The following is a 17,451-nucleotide window of genomic DNA, read 5'->3' as shown; positions in this document are numbered from 1 at the left end:
GGATGCACAGGATCGGGATGCACAGGCTCTGCCTCCATCGCCAAAGGTCCAAGCCGAGCAACTCGACAAGTTGATGTCACGCAACCATGCCTTGGCCCAAGCCTTGAACAGGGCGGGGGAGGAACTCTCCAAAGCCAAGGCACAACTGGCGCAGTTGGTGCAACCGCCGTTGACGCTTGCCACCATGCTGAGAGTGGATAAGGTACGCCACGATGAACATGGCATTCAGCAGGCCAGCGCGGAAGTGCTTGCCGGGGCCCGACGCATGATCGTGCCGGTTGCGGCGAATCTCAATGCTGCGCGTCTGGTATGCGGGCGCTCGGTATTGCTCAACGCTGACATGGTATTGGTCGAACAAAGGGAAACCGATACGGTAGGTCAGCTTCGGCAAGTCAAGCAGGTTTTGGAAGATGGCCGTATCATCGCCGTGGATGCATCCGGCAATCCTGCTGTGGTGCGCGTTGCTGGGGCGTTGGCCACGACGAGTCTGAATCCGGGCGACCGTGTCAGTGTTGAACCCTCAGGGCGTGTGGCGCTTGAGCTCATCGGTGCAGAAGATGATGCTGATCTGGTGTTGGAGGAGACTCCGGATGTGAGTTTTGAAGACATCGGAGGGCTGGATGCCCAGATAGAACGCATACGCGATGCCGTCCAGCTGCCTTTCAATCATCGTGACCTGTTCGCCCGATTTGATTTGCAGCCTCCCAAAGGAGTTTTGTTATACGGCCCTCCGGGGAACGGGAAAACCTTGATCGCCAAAGCCATAGCGCATGCTTTGGCATCGCCTTCTCATGGCGGCGCAGGAGTGTTCCTATCGGTCAAAGGCCCTGAATTGCTGAATAAATTCGTGGGCGAGTCAGAGCGCTTGATACGTCTGATCTTCCGCAAGGCACGGGAACGAGCCGCTTCTGGCAGGCCGGTCATCGTCTTCATCGATGAGATGGATTCCTTGCTGCGCACACGAGGATCTGGGGTGTCCAGCGATGTCGAGACCACAATCGTGCCGCAGTTCCTCACCGAACTCGATGGTGTGGAACGATTGGATAACGTTATGGTGATCGGCGCTTCCAACCGCGTCGACATGATTGATCCGGCAGTGCTGAGACCTGGACGGCTTGATGTCAAGATTCGCGTGGATAGGCCCCAAAAGGAGCAGGCGCTTTCCATAATTCGGCATTATCTCACTGATGATTTGCCGATTGAGGCTGGAAGCGATGCGCAGGGTCTGTCACGGATTATGGCCGAGGACATATATGCCCATGGATCGAATCGAAAAGTTGCCGAAGCCTGTGATGAACGCGGTGTTTGGAATCCGCTCTATCTGGACAATGTCGTATCCGGTGCAATGCTGAAGAATATTGTCGACAGGGCGAAAACCAAGGCGGTCAAAGCCTCGATACTCAATGGCAGTGATGTGGCTTTGGATACCGCGCTTATTGCGCAAGCCGTGGAAGAGGAATACGTCGAAACCAAGGCGGCAATGCTGGATGTTGACCCGGCGCAATGGGCACGTATCAATGGTCTGGAGCTTGAAGGCATCGTGCGCATCCGTCCGGCTGGTCGGGAGCGGGCATGAGCGTACGCAGAGTGATGGGCACGGAAATCGAGTACGCCATTTCGCTCTCATCAGGAAAGCCCTATGACCCCGTGAGATTGTCGTTTGATCTGGTGAACGCCGCAGCGGCTGATCAACGAAGGCACATTCGATGGGATTACCGTCAGGAAGATCCTGTCAACGATGCCAGAGGACATCGACTGGATCGTGCCTCTGCCAGACCCGATATGCTCACCGATGAGCCACAGCGCTTGGTGACCAATACGATAGCTGCTAATGGTGGGCGTATCTACGTTGACCATGCGCACCCGGAGTATTCGGCGCCTGAAAGTCACGATCCATTTGAAGCATTGCTGTTCGACAGGGCAGGCGATGTGCTTATGCAACAGGCTGCCCAAGCCGCGGCAAATGCGGACGGTAACGGCATCGCTTTGTTCCGCAATAATGTGGATGGCAAAGGCGCAAGCTGGGGTAGCCACGAAAACTATATGATGCTTCGTTCTGTGCCATTCGAACGAGTGGCGCAAGTGCTTGCATTGCATTTCGTGTCGCGTCAGATATACACGGGTTCAGGGCGTGTCGGCATCGGTGAGCGCAGTGAGATTGATGGTTTTCAGCTCAGTCAACGCGCTGACTATTTCCATACCACTATCGGATTGCAGACCACATTCGATCGCCCCATCGTCAATACCAGAGACGAGTCGCATAGCACACCGCAATATCGGCGCGTGCACTGCATTGCAGGTGATGCCAATCTCATGGACGTGCCCGAAATACTCAAATTGGGAACCACCAGTATGCTGCTATGGATGCTGGAGGCTGCACAGGATGGGCCACATGCGCAGAATATCAATGAGAACATACAGAAACTCAGCCTCGCAGACCCCGTTGAAGCCATGCATGTCGTTTCCCATGATCTGAGTTTCACGGCCATGCTGCCCCTCGAGAACGGCGGCCATAGCACCGCTCTGGAAGTTCAGCGGGCATTGATGAGATTGGTGGAGGAAACGGGTTCTGTCGTGTATGGCAATGATGAATGCGGCAAACCCCATTGGCCCGATACCGCTACTGGTCGGGTTATGGCTATGTGGAATCAGGCGCTTGCAGATATTGCACGTGTGCAGCATAGTGACGACGAGGCTCGACTGAGAATGCGTGATGAAGCAGGTCGTTTGGAATGGCTTTTCAAATGGCAATTACTCGAGGGATTGCGCCGAAAATTCGGGACATCATGGTCTGATAGCAGGCTCAAGGCATTCGATGTGCAATGGGCAGCCTTGGATCCTCAGCGAAGTATTTTTCATCGTATTCAAGCAAAGACAACCATGCTGTGTTCAAATGAGGATGTGGTGCATGCCTGTATGCATGCTCCTGAAAGCAATCGTGCCTGGCTGAGAGCCGAACTGGTGAGACGGTTTGCCGAAGATGTCATTGCCGTTTCGTGGACGCATATCGCCGTACGAGATGATCAAAGTGCGCAAGGCATCATCGAATTGGATATGACCGATCCCTTGGCCGGGGTTGACAATGAATCGGTACTGGCAGCGCTGAATGCATCGCATACAGGCGCGCAAGCATTGCGAAAGATCACAGACATCATTGCTGGGCAGTAGACTGGACTGGTCTATGAATAGGATGGATTATCCTAAAGCGATGTATGTGGACAATGCCGGACGAAGAGACACGGGCATTGCGGATATGGAATTGGTTCGATGGATAGAGGTGATGTGATGAATTTGCAAGAAATGGCGTTGGAAGTGCTTCGTATTGTGCAGGAGGCCGGCACTCACGCATTTCGGGATCAGCTGACGCCTCGCAGTATGCGAAGCTTGGATACCCCAGTACAAAAGGATGGATATTCTTCGGATATCGATGGCAAGCTGGTGCCGTTTATTGAGAACAGATTGACGTATATCAACCCTTTCAACGGCCAATGGAGGGACCGGCCTGAACATTGCAATCCGGGAGAGCGTTATTGGTGTGTCGGCAATGTTGACGGTGTGATTAACTTCCGCCGCAATATGGCCGAATGGGCATTGACGGTTTCGTTATTCGAATTCAACGAGGAAGGCTCGGCCCAGCCCATTCTGGGAGTGGTCCATGCGCCGGCATTGGGCATCACCTATCTGGCGGCTAAGGGTAGCGGGGCCATTCGCATCCGGCGTACTCCGGTTGGAGACAAGCGAGAGAAGATCATTCCCTCGACCACACCGCATCTGGAAGGTTCCGTGGTGTGCTACGGCATGTCCTTCATTCCGGAAGAATCAACCAGGGCTTTGCGCGTCGTGTCGTCCATAGCAGGAAAACCGGCTGATATCAAGCGTATCGGACCCGCATCCTTGGATTTGTGCAAGGTTGCCGATGGCACATATGACGCATATTTCGAGCCACATCTGCATACATGGGATCTGCCGGCGGTATCAGCGGCAACGGTTGTGGTCTGGGAGGCACAAGGCCGGGTGCAGCAATGGAATGGCAATATGGTGCACTGGCGTCAGGATAACGATATTGTGGCTTCCAATGGCATTATCAGCGATCAGCTTGAGGAATATTTGCGTTAATACAAGCGTTCAGATGGCATGATGGCATACGTAGCCACGTGTCAAGACCGTACGAGCGCAAGGAAAGGGATACCATGCCTCAGGAAATGTTGCATGCACAGAATCACGATGATGTGCAGGAAGAATCGACAGAACAAGGGCAGTTGAGCCAAGAACATGCAGGACAGGAATCGATCGATGCCTTGGATGATGTGCTCGATGACATTCAATCGGTTCTGGCAACCAACGCTCAGGATTATGTGAGCAGTTTCGTGCAAAAGGGGCGGCGAGTGATGCCACAGCTGCGCGATAGCGGCAATGACGGTTCGACTGCAGGAGATGCTGCGACTGAATGCGAGGCAAAGAGTTTCCAACGGATATTCGGCATAGAGACCGAATATGGGGTGAGCGTAACCGGAGCTGATTCGTCCGTTGATGCCAGTCATGTGGCAATGGCCATGTTCCAGCCTGTGGTATCTCGATCGCGGTCGACCAATACGTATCTGTCCAATGGGTCGAGATTGTATTTGGATGTCGGCTCCCATCCCGAATATGCCACTGCAGAAGCCTGCGATCCTTGGGATGCGATGTTGCAGGACGCTGCCGGGGAGCGCATTATGCGCAGGTTGGCTCTGGATGCCCAGCAACGGTTGCGTGACCAATATGGAACCGGAACCTTGGTCCATGTTTTCAAGAACAATGTGGACTCGGCTGGCCATTCATTCGGATGCCATGAGAATTATCTGGTTCGCCGTTATGTGCCATTGCAGGCGATTGAACGGGAATTATTGCCTTTTTTGATCAGTCGCCAGATTTTCACCGGTTCGGGGCATGTCAACGCCAACGGCTTCACGATAACGCAACGAGCCGAATATATGGATGAGTCAGTATCCTCGGCGACCACGCGGTCGAGGCCCATGGTGAATACGAGGGACGAACCCCATGCCGACCCTGGGCAATTCCGCCGTTTGCATGTGATTATTGGCGATTCCAATCGATCGCAATGGACCACCATGATGAAGCTGGCGACGACCCATTTGGTGTTATGCGTTATTGAATATGCCGCACGGCAAGCCATTCCCTCTGGGTTTGAGGGATGTGCATTGCACAATCCAACGCAGGCCAATGAATCCGTAAGTCGTGATATCAGCGGATTGAAGCCGACCATGGCGTTGGAGGAAGCCGACCTTTTCGTTGAGCACGGGGGAGAGCACCATGATGGGATGGTGTCTGCTGTGCACATGCAGCGTCATTATCTGCGTGTGGTGAAGGCTTTCTGGGAAGATCACCGTCAGGAAATCGCCGAGGCATCGCCTCATACTGACTATGCAACGGTTCTTGCCCAATGGCAGCAAGTTTTGGATCTCCTGGAAGAAGGAGATATCACATCACTGTCTGAGCAAGTGGATTGGGCCGCGAAATTGCGGCTTATCACAGGCATGCAGACACGGAATTCCGAATTGCCGCAGGCGCGTCTGATTCAGCTTGATATGGATTATCACGATATCGCCAATGGCAAGGTGTACGAGGCTTTGGTCAACCGGCATATCATGCAGGAACTGCTTGATGAACAGCAAGTGCGATATGCCTTGACCCATGCGCCTAGTGATACTCGTGCTGCATTGCGTGGCGCTTTCGTTCAGGCCGCCATGGATGCGGGTGTGCGCTTCTCCTGCGATTGGACGCAGCTGGCTGATTTTGGAAGGCCAGCGTTCTGAAGTGGTATTGCTTGATCCTTTCTCGGCTCAGCCCACACCGCAGTACCGGCAATTACTTGCACTGGTTCGGCGGGGTGGAAGCATGGCTATGAATCCGGCGGTCTAGTTGCCCTGTGCGGATGCGGCAAGACCGATTCACAGCACTACAACATATGCATCTGATCTGAATCTCAATGAATATAGATACAGCCCCCGGGATGAACCTCGGGGGCTGTATCATAACCGTTTGCGGTAATCGAATCGATATCGCGTCCAGTCCGCTCTTACTCGGTCACTGCCTTCTTCAGCAAGGAGCCGGCGGAAATGCGCACGCCGTAGGAAGCGGGGATCTTGATGGTCTCACCGGTGCGGGGGTTACGGCCAGTGCGCTCGGCGCGCTTGACGCGCTCAGCGGAGAACAGGCCAGTGAGCTTCAGGCCTTCGCCGGACTGCATGGCCTCAACGAAGACATCCTGGAAGGCGTTCACCGCAGCTTCGGCCTGGGCCTTGGTCAGGTTGGACTTCTGGGCGATCTTCGAAACGAGATCAGACTTGTTGTATGCCATAAAGCATCCTTCTTGGTCAGGGGCCTTCCGAGTTACGAAGACCACGTTCACACACGATATTAGCGCAGATTTTCGTCAGACACCGCATTTTCCAATGGTTTTCGTGTTGATTTTTAGGAAAATCAACACATTCTGTTCGAAGATACGCGCTTTATATGAGTCCGCGCTTATCCAACCACTTCATGGCTGCAGCGCCCATGGGAATCCTCAGCCAATAGAAGGACACCCGGTACAGCAAAGTCGCCGAAAGGGCTATGGCTGCAGGAACTCCTGCCGAGGTGAATGCAAAGGTGAGTGCTGCTTCAACGGCGCCTAATCCGCCTGGTGTCGGGACTGCCGATCCCACCGCATTGGCCAGCAGGAAAATGAAAATGGTTTCCACGGGGTTGCTGTAATAGCCGAATCCCAGCATCGCAATCCAGAATCCCAAGCCTGTTGAAACATTGAGCAGAATCGAACCGGCAGCGCAAATGGCCATCTGCCTCGGCTGGGAGAGCACTTCTATGAATTGATGAGCATAGATTCTGACCAGTGGAACCACGGTATCCAGCACACGACGGCGAATCGGTGCTATGGCCATGGCAGCGGACGCGACCAGGGTCACCACACCAATAACAATGATCACGGTGTTGGAAGGAATCATGCTTGACAATGTGTTGCGGCCTGTGGAGATGCCGATTATGAGCATCATGATGACCACGGTTACGCCCTGGACGGCCAAAGAGGCGCTCATGGTCGCGGTTGCCGCGGTATTGCGATATCCGAGCTTGCGCAGGAATTGCAGGTTCACAAAAGCGGGGCCAATTCCGGCAGGCATGGATACCGCTGTGAAGCCGGATGCCGCTTGCGAACAGAACAATGCCATGTATTGGTCCCGACCTTTGGTCATAAAAGGCCTGCAAGCCGATGGCGGAGCTATCCATGCGATAATGCCGCAAAGAACGCATAACACGGCCATAATCGGATTGGCATTGGTCAATGCCGCAATCACTTCATTCGGACGCAATTGCGTGAAAATCACCGCTGCTGCGATTATGCCAAGAACGATGGTGACGAATGTGCGAATATTAAAGCGCGAAAGTGGGGCGGGCTCGATCGCATCGCCAGCCTCCTGAGGGGCCAATGCCTTCAATCCTGTGCGCAAATCCTTGAGAATCGAGGAGTCCCAGGTCGGCATGTCGCTCGTTGCAGTCGGTATGGCTGCCTTTTGAATGAAGGGTATGAGTGCCACCAATTCTGCATCGGTCCATACGGACTGAGCCAAGCGAATGGTGCGTTCAACACCTGCGCAACTGGCCAACATAGTGATCAATTGCACCCGATCCACTGCGATATTTGCAGATCCGCTGCCGAAATCCCCATTTTGCCATCCTGCAATATACACAGCGCCGTCATGCGTGCGCGCAATGCTTTGCGGCGCGATACGGCGATGGGTGAAGCCTCGGCAATGGGCTGTGTGCAGATATCGCATAACCGATTGCATGTCATCGTCATCGAGAGCCGCAAGATCGCAGGAAGATGGGGAAGTCGTATCGCGGAACACCATAATCGAGGAGTCGGCGATATCAGCGACACCGTAGGCGTCCGCACTTGTCAGCCCCAGATCGCGAATGCCAAGCACCATTGCCAGATGGTGATGATTGGCGTCAGAAGCTGATCTGTCACGCCTCATGGCTATGCCGTTCAACCGTACCCACTGCCACAGTTGGTTGAGATATCCAGCGGCATGCATATGAGCATCCAAAACCGAAACGATGTAATGTGTGCCCTGCCCATCCTCCGCGTCATATATGCGAGAGTTTTCGATAAGATCATCATCGAGATTGGCCTTGAGCGACACTCCTGAGGCATTGAGTTCTTTGCGTCTGGTGACGCTTATCGGATTGATACCGATATTGTGCATGGCCTGGACGATTTGCACTCCCCATACGCCATTGCCTTGGACTCCCACTGCAAATCTGAGTAATAGTCCGGCGAGGCGTCCCAGAGCGAAGGAGACCAGTACTCCTGAGAAGGAATGCCATGATATGGCGATTTCGAGAGCTGCAAGAATGAACAGGGTGTTCCAGCCCCATTTCACCGTAGGTTTCATGCGATGGGGGCCGGCAAGGGTGAGCAGCGCTCCGATGGCGGCGTAGATATCGGGCAGAAGGGTCATGCTGGATGTCACGCTGGGGGAGTCCAGCGATGCGATCAGCGTGGAGCCTCCAAAATTGGATAGCGCCAAAGACACACCCCAAACGATGCCGTATCCCAAAAACATGGCGACGACGGATAGGGCGGCTTGTGCCCATTCGCGTTGGAATGCCATTTGCACGAGCATGCCAACCACAATGGTCACCGTAACCAATTGTTGCAAAACCGAAGCTGGCACGTCCATAAGCCAGCCCAGTGCCGTAAGAGCGGTATGCGCGTCGGACTGCACTCCCGAAGTGGTGCCTCGCAAATACGTGGCCAAGATAATCACGGCCACCGCGAGGATCAAAGACAGCACGGCATAGGCAAGATCGTTGACATTGCGATAGCGTTGCGGGGCGCTATCGTCGATATGCACATCGTACGGCGAAGCCTCCTCGCTGCCGTTAAGAGGCTGCGAGGAGGCTTGCTGCGAAGAGGATGAGGTTGACATCAGTTCTTGAAGCTCACCAGCTGAGAGGCGACGCCGGTATAGGTGGCAGGGGTCAGTCTCTTCAAACGAGATGCCGTGGCCTCGTCAAAATTCAATGAATCGATGAATGCTTCGACATCCTCTTGGCTGATGGAGTGGCCGCGCATCAATTCCTTGACCTTCTCATACGGCTTATCCATGCCTTCAATGCCAGCCAATTCGCATGCACGCATGGCTGTCTGAATAGGCTCGCCAAGCACCTCCCAGTTGTCATCCAATTCACGCTCGATCACGATATCGTTGGGATGAATGGACTTGAGACCTCCGAGCAGATTATTCAACGCCAGCATGGAATATCCCAGAGCGGAACCGATATTGCGTTGGGTTGTGGAATCCGTCAGATCACGCTGCCAGCGGCTTTCGACCAATGTTGCGGACAGGGTGTCGAGCAATGCGCAGGAGAGTTCCAGATTCGCCTCTGCGTTCTCGAAACGGATGGGATTGACCTTATGCGGCATCGTGGAAGAGCCGGTGGCGCCCTTGACAGGCACCTGCGCGAATACGCCACGTGAAATATACATCCACACATCCACTGCCAGATTATGCAGAATGCGATTCGTATGGCTTATGGTTCCATACAATTCAGCCTGCCAGTCATGGCTTTCGATTTGGGTGGTCAAAGGATTCCAAGTCAAGCCCATGCGATTGGTGACGAATTCTCGTGAAAGGCCTATCCAATCCACATCGGGGAAGGCTGCCAAATGCGCGCCGAAAGTGCCGGTCGCGCCATTGATCTTTCCCAAGTATTCCTGCTGCGCGATATGCTTCAGCTGGCGGTTGAGCCGATATACATACACCGCAAGTTCCTTGCCCAGGGTAGTCGGTGTTGCGGGCTGGCCATGCGTCAGCGAAAGCAAGGACTTATCACGGTATTCATCCGCCTTTTCAGCCAAATGGTCTACGATGGCCTGAGCCGCTGGTGTCCAGACCTGTTCGATCGCGTTCTTCACGCAGCGGGCGATCGAAAGGTTGTTGATGTCTTCCGATGTGCAGGCAAAATGCACCAAGGTCTTCAGCTGAGTCAACTGGGTATCCTTGCCCAATGCTTCGGCGGCCTTGTCCAACTGATCGTCGATGTAATATTCCACCGCCTTGACGTCATGATGCGTGATCGCCTCGTGCGCGGCATGCTGCGCGATGCCTTGAGCCCCGAAGTTTTCGGCAATGGAACGCAAATACTTCTGCTCGTCGTCGGTCAGTGGCTGAACGCCGTCAACAACCGGCATATTGCCATTGCCTTCATAACCATTGGCCAAGAGGATCATCCACTCGATCTCAACGCGGATGCGCTCGCGATTAAGCGCCGGTTCGCTGAGATATTCCACCAGAGGTGCGGTTTGCGCATGATATCGGCCATCGAGTGGGGTGAGTGCGATTGCAGGGGAGATATCGGTAAGATTCATGGTTCCAGAGTACTTGTACCCCAAGAATCCTTAAGCATTCGTTCCTTCCTCACTTGACTCGATCTGGGAGATGCCTGCGAAGTGCCACAAGTGTTCATCTCAAGAGTCCGCATTATGAGATATGCCGCATGTGACTTTCTTCTTCCGGTAGCTTCGGCCGCGACCATATCCGCCCTTGATACATCGATATAGCTTTTGCGTATAACGACTCGATTGCGGGGGCCTTCATTTCCTGCAATAGTGTGAACACGTTTTCGGCGCAATACGTGCTCGGATATGGATCTTGGAGGGAAGGCATGAGCTTCACATACGCATCGCACAATACTTTGGTGTTCGGCTCTGATGCCATGGCTTCCTTGGAAGGGCTGCTGCGCAAGCACCATGCCACATCCGTATTGTTGGTATCGAGCGGTGACTATGTCGAAGCATTGGGAATTCGAGCAGCGGTCGCCCAAGCGGCGCAGGCAGTCGGAGCGACCCTATTCACCAATGATGAGGTCGTGCCCAATCCTCGCATAGATCTGGTGCGTGAGCTCATCGGTCAGGCACGTGATCGCAATGTGGATCTGGTGCTTGCCGCCGGAGGCGCGAGCGCCTTCGACACGGCCAAGGCTGTGGGAGTCGGCGTGCCGTATGCAGGTGATGTCTGGGACTTTTTTGAGGGAAGTGCCACACCGAGTGTCACTTTGCCGGTCGGAGTCATAGCGACCATTGCTGGCAGCGGCTCAGAAGTTTCCGATTGCGCGGTACTCCAGCAAGGCAATGACAAACGTGCATTGGAAACAAGGCTTATCATTCCGCGCTTCGCAATCGTCGACCCACAATATTCACGAACTGCACCCTATCGATATCAGGCGGCAGCCGCTGCCGATCTCGCGGTGGGATTCCTGGAGCCTTACTTTACTGCCAAGCCGCATATCGAATCCGCCGACCGTCTATTGGAGGCAGGATTCAAGGCTGCACTGCTTGCAGGTCGGCGTTATGCGGCCGATCAGGAGGATGAACGCAATCGCACCGAATTGCACTGGTTGTCTGCCACGATGTATAACCACTGTTTTCTGGCCACAGGCTCGGAGAATGACTGGACCACTCATCGAATAGAACATGCTATTGGTGGACAATTCGATGTCATCCACGGTGAGGGCATTTCGGCAATTTTGCCTTCAATCGTGCGCTATTTGGCGCCCCGAGATGCGCGACGCTATGCCCAACTGGCGGTTCGGGTATTCGGTGAGGACCCATTTGATGCCTCGCCGTTGGAATTGGCCTATGCCTTTGCCTACCATATCGAGGATTTCTTCCAGGCTCTGGGATTGCCCACTTCGCTGGATGAATTGGGAGTGCAGCAGGAAGCGATAGAACCTCTGGCCGACGAACTGAGCGCAGGGGGCACGCAAACCGTAGGCAATTACTTGCCACTGCAACGCGAGGATGTCGTAAGGATACTCACCATGGCCTGTCATAAGAAGTCGGTTGCATAAGCATTGCGTTGTCTCGCGCTATGTGCGGGAAATTCAAACGGTGAGTTTCAAGCAGTGCACTTCAAGTAGTGCGCTTCTAGCGGTTCGGACTCAATCCGAGTCTCTTTTCTCGATATGACCATTTATGGATTCAACTGAAGGTATGACATGAGTAATACGACCACGGTTGGTGGGCGAGAGGTGGCGGTCGCCATACATTCGCTTGGAAAGCATTATGCAGGTGATGATGGTGATGTGACCGCTCTGCGCAGCATCGATCTTGATATCACAACAGGAGATATCTACGGCATAATCGGCCTCAGTGGTGCGGGCAAAAGCACATTGGTTCGATGCATCAACGGGCTTGAACGATATGACGAGGGAAGCTTGCGCGTGCATGGCAGCGAAGTGAAATCGCTCAATGCAAAGGAACTGCGATCATTGAGACGTGGCATCGGCATGATTTTCCAATCCTTCAATCTCATGCCTTCGCGCACAGTTTCGGGCAATATCGAATTGGCATTATTGGACGGCGATCTCGACGCCAAAGGACGGGCATCGCGTGTCAAAGAGTTATTGCGACTCGTCGATCTGTCCGACAAGGCAGATAACTACCCCAGTGAGCTGTCGGGCGGCCAAAAGCAGCGCGTGGCAATAGCCCGTGCACTGGCAAATAATCCCAGCATCCTGCTCAGTGACGAAGCCACCAGCGCCCTTGACCCCAATACGACCAAGTCGATTCTGGCTTTGTTGCGCCGATTGCATGACACCTTGGGACTGACCATCGTCATCATCACGCATCAGATGTCTGTTATCAAGCAGATCTGCAATCGTGTGGCTGTTATTGACCAAGGCACCATCGTCGAGGAGGGGAAGGTATTCGACATATTTGCCAATCCTCGGGCAGAACTGACCAGATCCTTTGTGGCGACCACCTCAAATCTGGACAAGGTGAGCGATCTGATGCGCGAACGATCCCCCTTGGTGGACCTCAGTGGCGGGAGAGTGCTGGTGCGTATGCGCTACGTCTCCAAAGAAGTGTCTGAATCGTTGGTATCGCATATTTCCCGCAGCTTCGACATAGATGTGAACATCATATTCGGTGACATCGATGTTGTGGATGACGCACCTCTTGGCGGATTGGTGGTCATTATCAGTGGCGAGAGAGCCAGTATCGAGGCCGCGCTCGCATATCTACGTGAACGGAATATCGGAATCGAGGTGCTGCAACGATGAGTGTCGTGAATCAGCTGTTTCCCAATGTGATTCAACGTCTCCCGGAGTTCTTCGACTCTTTTGTGCAGACTCTGGTCATGGTCGGGGTGACCGGCGCCTTGTCTTTTGTGCTTTCCATGGTGCTGGCCATCGTGGTTACCGTGACGGCAAAGGGTGGCTTATTGCCCAATGCGATGGTGTTTACCATAATCGACAAAACCGTGAATCTGCTACGTTCCATTCCTTTCATCATCTTGGCCGCGGCTTTGGTGCCTGTGACGAGGGCTCTGGTCGGCACCGCAATAGGCACAAAAGGAGCGATTTTTCCTTTGCTCATAGGCATCACGCCGCTGTTCACCAGACAGATCCAGTCCGCCTTCGCTCAAGTGGATGCAGGTCTGGTCGAGGCCGCTGAGTCCATGGGAATGACCGTTCCTGCCATTGTGTGGCGCGTATATGTCAGGGAGTCGGTCCCCTCGATTATCCGTGTGGCGGTTATTACCTTGGTCAGTCTGGTGGAGTTGACGGCCATCGTCGGAATCGTCGGTGGAGGCGGCTTGGGAGACTTTGCCATCCGCTACGGCTATCAGCGGTACATGTTGGATGTAACCTACGCAGTCATCATCGTCCTGGTATTGCTTATCGGTTTTATCGAATTCGTTGGAAGACAATTGGTGGAGCTGACCGAGCATTCATAAGGATATGACTCGCCATCGCAATGCCGATATTTTCACAGAATTGTGGGTGGCGGTGCACTTTGACCATGTGTATGACGTGAATCCTCAGCTTCTCAAGATGCAATCGATACCGTCTTGTATCCCAAGGTTTCGCGGAGCCATATCCGGCCTTTCGAAACCGAATCAACCCCATACGTCCACTTTGCGTCATCAAGGCGCGACAATAATAAGGAGAGAATACAGTGGCAAAAAATACCAAAGCCAAGGCAAAAAACAGGCTTATTGCAGCTCTAGTGGCCCTCGCGGTAGTCGTGGCGGCAGTTGTGGCCGTGGTTGTATATCGCAATGCAACCAAGTCGCAGAGCACGGTGGTCACCATAGGTGTGGTCGGCAATTCTGATGATGAGATTTGGAAGGCGGTTCAGCAGGAATTGGATCGCGAAAACGCCGGAATCACTGTAGAAACCAAGCCTTTCCAAGATGGCATATATGCCAATCAGGCATTGGCCAACGGTGAAACCGATCTCAATGCTTTCCAGCACTACGCGTTCCTGAATGAGGAGAAGGAACAGAAGGGATATGCCATAAGCGCCATTGCCGAAACCTATATCTCGCCATTGAATCTGTATTCGAAGAAGTATTCCAGCGTCTCTGATTTCAAGGCGGGCGACAAAATCGCCATCCCCAACAACGCCACCAATACAGGTCGCGCTTTGAAGGTATTGGATAGTGCTGGATTGATCACCTTGAAGGACAACACCAAGGACAATCCGACTGTGGATGACATAGCAGCCAATCCCAGCGGCATTGAGATCGAGCTTAATGATCCGGCGTCGATAATCAGTCTGCTTCCGGATTATGCCGGTGGCATCACGAATACCAACTTCATCATCGACGCGGGCATGAGCGTGGACGACGCCGTGTATGCGCCGCCTGTGGATTCCTCCAACCAATCGTTCAAGCCATATATCAACGTCATCGTTGCCCGCGATGAGGATAAGGAGAACGAAACCTACCAGCGCGTGGTGAAGGCTTATCACACCAAGGCTGTGGCTGACGCCATTACCTCGTATTACAAGGGTGCCGTGGAGCCGGTGTTCTCCTACTAGATTCAATGCCGCCAAGGGCACTCCCGACAAATGAGGATCACTGCCCACGCCAACATGGTTGCAATACCGCGCATATTGTTCGCATGGCGGCAGGCAATATGCGCGGTTTCATGGAATGCTGTGGCAAATGCCAGTATCCACTTGGGAATAAGCGCTTCATGGTGATAAGGAGTAAACGGAATTATGAATGGAATTGAAGAGCTGCATGCCAGTCATGATGTGAACTTGCCGCAGGAGGTGGATGCTGCACAGCAACAATGGCATATGTGGCATGAGCGACGATTGGAGGAATTGCGCGCTCCGCACGGTTATCTTGCATGTGCATCGATAACCTGGCTCTCCGATGGTCAGGAAGCGGTTGTGGAAGGAGTTCCCGGCATTTGGAAAGCACAGGGCGATACGCTTGTGTATGTGCCCGAGCGGTCCGCCGCTGTCCAAGTGCGCAATGCGGATCGAACTGTGGAGGCACCCGTAGTCTTCCGTGCCACGGCATTCGGAGAGGAGGCGTTGGGATATTTCATTGTCGGTGATTTGCGTGTGGAGATCAATGCGCAGTCAGATGCCAAGAAGCGCGATATGCATCATTTCTGGATTCGCGTCAAGGATCCGAATATGCCTTCCCGTGCGCAATTCACCGATGTGCCGGCATTTCCATATGACGCCCGGTGGCGTATCCCGGCTCGATTTCGCAGGGCGGAAAACGATGAGTTGGATATCCACGATTCCGTCGTGACAACCGTGCTTCAGTCCTATCCTGCACTGGGTGTGGTTGAGTTCGCATACGGAGGAAAGGAATATTCCTTGGTGGTGTGCGATGTATTCGGACATGTCACCGTGTTCTTTTCCGATGAAACCTCCGGATTGAGCACCTATGGTATCGGGCGTGTACTGCATCTCGATCCGCTGCATCTGGATGAGATGAAGGAGATCGATTTCAATTACGCATTCAATTATCCATGCGCATTCTCGCCGTATTGCACCTGCCCGATTCCCTCTGCGCGCAATCGTCTGGATTTTGCAGTGGAAGCGGGCGAAAAGACTCCTGATAATGCCGCGATATATTCGTCAATCGGGGAGTGAAACTAACTGTGTCGGTGAGGTGCGTATTGCCCACTAGGTGTTGACCGTCCTATCGGTCATGAGCGTTGTGCATCTGAGGAAGATACATTGCAGATGATTACAGCATATACGTTCAGCAATCCGTGGCGTTTAACGAAGGATTGCCTCACCGCGTTGTTGAGGGGCTAGCGTGGCCGCGTCACGCATCCGACCCTGCCAGTATGTGGTGTGTTCCAATTTCCCATCTAGTATCGATTGGAAATGCTGCTCATGGGTGGCAACAGCTGCCGAACCGAGATCCTGTGCATTACGATATGCCGCTTGGTGATAGCGCAACCAATGGGTTATTTCCTTGTCTTCCGGAGCATCCTTTACTTCTGCCGCAGCATAGCGCCGGTTTGCATTGGAATTGCCCGGTGTGCAGGAACCGTCTTGTTGGATCGAGGATCCGCTGATTTCACTGGGGTGAGCCCTTCCTCTAATGGTGAGCCACTGCTCATGTGAAGGGTTTCTTGCCCCATCCAAAGATGCGACCAATTCATCATCCATCTCTATGCTGGTTACCCAAGTTTGCTGCGCAATGGGATGGTTTGCGATAGGGGAGCCGGCTGTCACAATATGCTGCACATTGAATTCATTCTGCATATCTGAGGCAATCGTTGCCGCGACGATACCGCCTTGTGAATGGCCTATCAAAGCCACCGGCTCATCTGCATTGATGCCAGCCTTTCTCATGGCCTGTGCAACCATCCGAGCACTGTCGGCTTGGATGCGCTGATCGCGATTACTGCTCATCAATTCCACATTTTGTGGCCATCCAAACGGGGAATCAGACTGACCGTCGGTGCCGGGAATACTGACCAACCATGAGCGTGTGCCGTCATCCAAACGGTATTGCTGAATGGCTATGGTGCCATATTGCAAGCCATTGCTCGGTCCTGAGCCATATGAAGCGCCTTCAGCAAGGCGTCGCAGTTCTTCGATGGCGTCGCTGACGCTATGTGATTCTCTGACCACATCGTTTGAGGGTTGAACCTGTTTCAATTCCAGAAAATCGCCTTGCATGTGGTTATTGATCCGGGAACTGGCAGTGGCAATACGCCCTGCAGCATGGTTAACCTCATCGGTGGAGAATAATCCTGCAGCAGGGTTGATTCCGCTTACGCCTGCAGCCAATGCGCTGAGCAATCCTTCCTGAACTCCGGCACTGGCGGTGAGTGCGCCCGTGGCGTTAAACTTCCCGGATTGCATCGAACTGGCCAAGGCGCCGCCTGCAAGAAGACCCATTGCCGCTGCCGTGGTCTGTTTGGGGAATGCCGCTGCTATGAGTTGGATGCTTTCGGTGATGATCCGTTGTGTGGTCGACTCCGCTTGCGAGTACAGACTGTGCGCCCGAATGAGCAGATCAGCAAGTTCGGAAAGCTCCTGGCTTATGAATGTGCAATCTTTGGCATGCTGTTCACATTGCTGCTCAATGATTCGCATTGGCAATATTCTGTGCT

Annotated in this window: 12 protein-coding genes and 2 pseudogenes; 10 read left to right on the top strand and 4 right to left on the bottom strand. The window is 53.6% G+C overall.

Annotation, left to right across the window (positions count from 1 at the left end; genetic code table 11):
- The first annotated feature begins 28 nt into the window (after window positions 1-28).
- From arc to BITS_RS03925, 5 genes and pseudogenes are all read left to right on the top strand, one after another.
- Window positions 29-1,576 (top strand): proteasome ATPase, encoded by a 1,548-nt coding sequence (arc, locus tag BITS_RS03940; RefSeq protein ID WP_268234391.1) that lies wholly within the window; start codon window positions 29-31, stop codon window positions 1,574-1,576.
- Window positions 1,573-3,168, top strand: a complete 1,596-nt coding sequence (dop, locus tag BITS_RS03935) for a depupylase/deamidase Dop (protein WP_026642146.1) — start codon at window positions 1,573-1,575, stop codon at window positions 3,166-3,168. The genes arc and dop overlap by 4 nt, the downstream gene beginning before the upstream one ends.
- A gap of 117 nt (window positions 3,169-3,285) precedes the next feature.
- Window positions 3,286-4,116: an inositol monophosphatase family protein gene (locus BITS_RS03930; protein WP_026642145.1), complete on the top strand. Its 831-nt coding sequence runs from the start codon at window positions 3,286-3,288 to the stop codon at window positions 4,114-4,116.
- 74 nt (window positions 4,117-4,190) lie between these two features.
- Window positions 4,191-4,379, top strand: a pseudogene (locus tag BITS_RS08910) (ubiquitin-like protein Pup); the annotation flags it as partial.
- 9 nt (window positions 4,380-4,388) lie between these two features.
- Window positions 4,389-5,919: pseudogene (locus BITS_RS03925) on the top strand (proteasome accessory factor PafA2 family protein).
- Between the two features lie 157 nt (window positions 5,920-6,076).
- Here the strand turns inward: BITS_RS03925 and BITS_RS03920 are convergent.
- From BITS_RS03920 to purB, 3 genes are all read right to left on the bottom strand, one after another.
- Window positions 6,077-6,358: an HU family DNA-binding protein gene (locus BITS_RS03920; RefSeq protein ID WP_026642142.1), complete on the bottom strand. Its 282-nt coding sequence runs from the start codon at window positions 6,356-6,358 to the stop codon at window positions 6,077-6,079.
- A gap of 151 nt (window positions 6,359-6,509) precedes the next feature.
- The gene (locus tag BITS_RS03915) at window positions 6,510-8,987 is read right to left on the bottom strand and encodes a lysylphosphatidylglycerol synthase transmembrane domain-containing protein (RefSeq protein WP_044259423.1); all 2,478 of its coding nucleotides are present in this window, start codon (window positions 8,985-8,987) and stop codon (window positions 6,510-6,512) included.
- Complete coding sequence (purB, locus tag BITS_RS03910; RefSeq protein ID WP_026642140.1) at window positions 8,987-10,429, bottom strand: adenylosuccinate lyase; 1,443 nt, start codon at window positions 10,427-10,429, stop codon at window positions 8,987-8,989. The genes BITS_RS03915 and purB overlap by 1 nt, the downstream gene beginning before the upstream one ends.
- Window positions 10,430-10,725: 296 nt before the next feature.
- Between purB and BITS_RS03905 the strand changes: the two genes are divergently transcribed.
- The 5 genes from BITS_RS03905 (at window position 10,726) to BITS_RS03885 (ending at window position 15,970) form a co-directional block, all read left to right on the top strand.
- Window positions 10,726-11,910: an iron-containing alcohol dehydrogenase gene (locus BITS_RS03905; RefSeq protein ID WP_026642139.1), complete on the top strand. Its 1,185-nt coding sequence runs from the start codon at window positions 10,726-10,728 to the stop codon at window positions 11,908-11,910.
- A gap of 147 nt (window positions 11,911-12,057) precedes the next feature.
- Complete coding sequence (locus BITS_RS03900) at window positions 12,058-13,125, top strand: methionine ABC transporter ATP-binding protein (protein WP_044259420.1); 1,068 nt, start codon at window positions 12,058-12,060, stop codon at window positions 13,123-13,125.
- The gene (locus tag BITS_RS03895) at window positions 13,122-13,802 is read left to right on the top strand and encodes a methionine ABC transporter permease (RefSeq protein WP_026642137.1); all 681 of its coding nucleotides are present in this window, start codon (window positions 13,122-13,124) and stop codon (window positions 13,800-13,802) included. Before BITS_RS03900 ends, BITS_RS03895 begins: the two co-directional genes overlap by 4 nt.
- 221 nt (window positions 13,803-14,023) lie before the next feature.
- Window positions 14,024-14,890, top strand: coding sequence for a MetQ/NlpA family ABC transporter substrate-binding protein (locus BITS_RS03890; RefSeq protein WP_026642136.1), 867 nt, complete (start codon window positions 14,024-14,026; stop codon window positions 14,888-14,890).
- Window positions 14,891-15,073: 183 nt separating this feature from the next.
- Entirely contained in the window at window positions 15,074-15,970 is an 897-nt protein-coding gene (locus BITS_RS03885; protein ID WP_026642135.1) for a DUF1684 domain-containing protein, read from the top strand.
- A 129-nt stretch (window positions 15,971-16,099) separates the two neighbouring features.
- On the opposite strand, the gene BITS_RS03880 is transcribed toward BITS_RS03885, so the two are convergent.
- Window positions 16,100-17,434 (bottom strand): alpha/beta hydrolase, encoded by a 1,335-nt coding sequence (locus tag BITS_RS03880; protein ID WP_238556540.1) that lies wholly within the window; start codon window positions 17,432-17,434, stop codon window positions 16,100-16,102.
- Window positions 17,435-17,451 lie beyond the last annotated feature (17 nt).

It is taken from the genome of Bifidobacterium tsurumiense, from assembly GCF_000741765.1.
Taxonomy (GTDB): domain Bacteria; phylum Actinomycetota; class Actinomycetes; order Actinomycetales; family Bifidobacteriaceae; genus Bifidobacterium; species Bifidobacterium tsurumiense.
The sequence above is the reverse complement of the archived record's forward strand: the minus strand, read 5'-3'. Positions and strand labels throughout refer to the sequence as shown.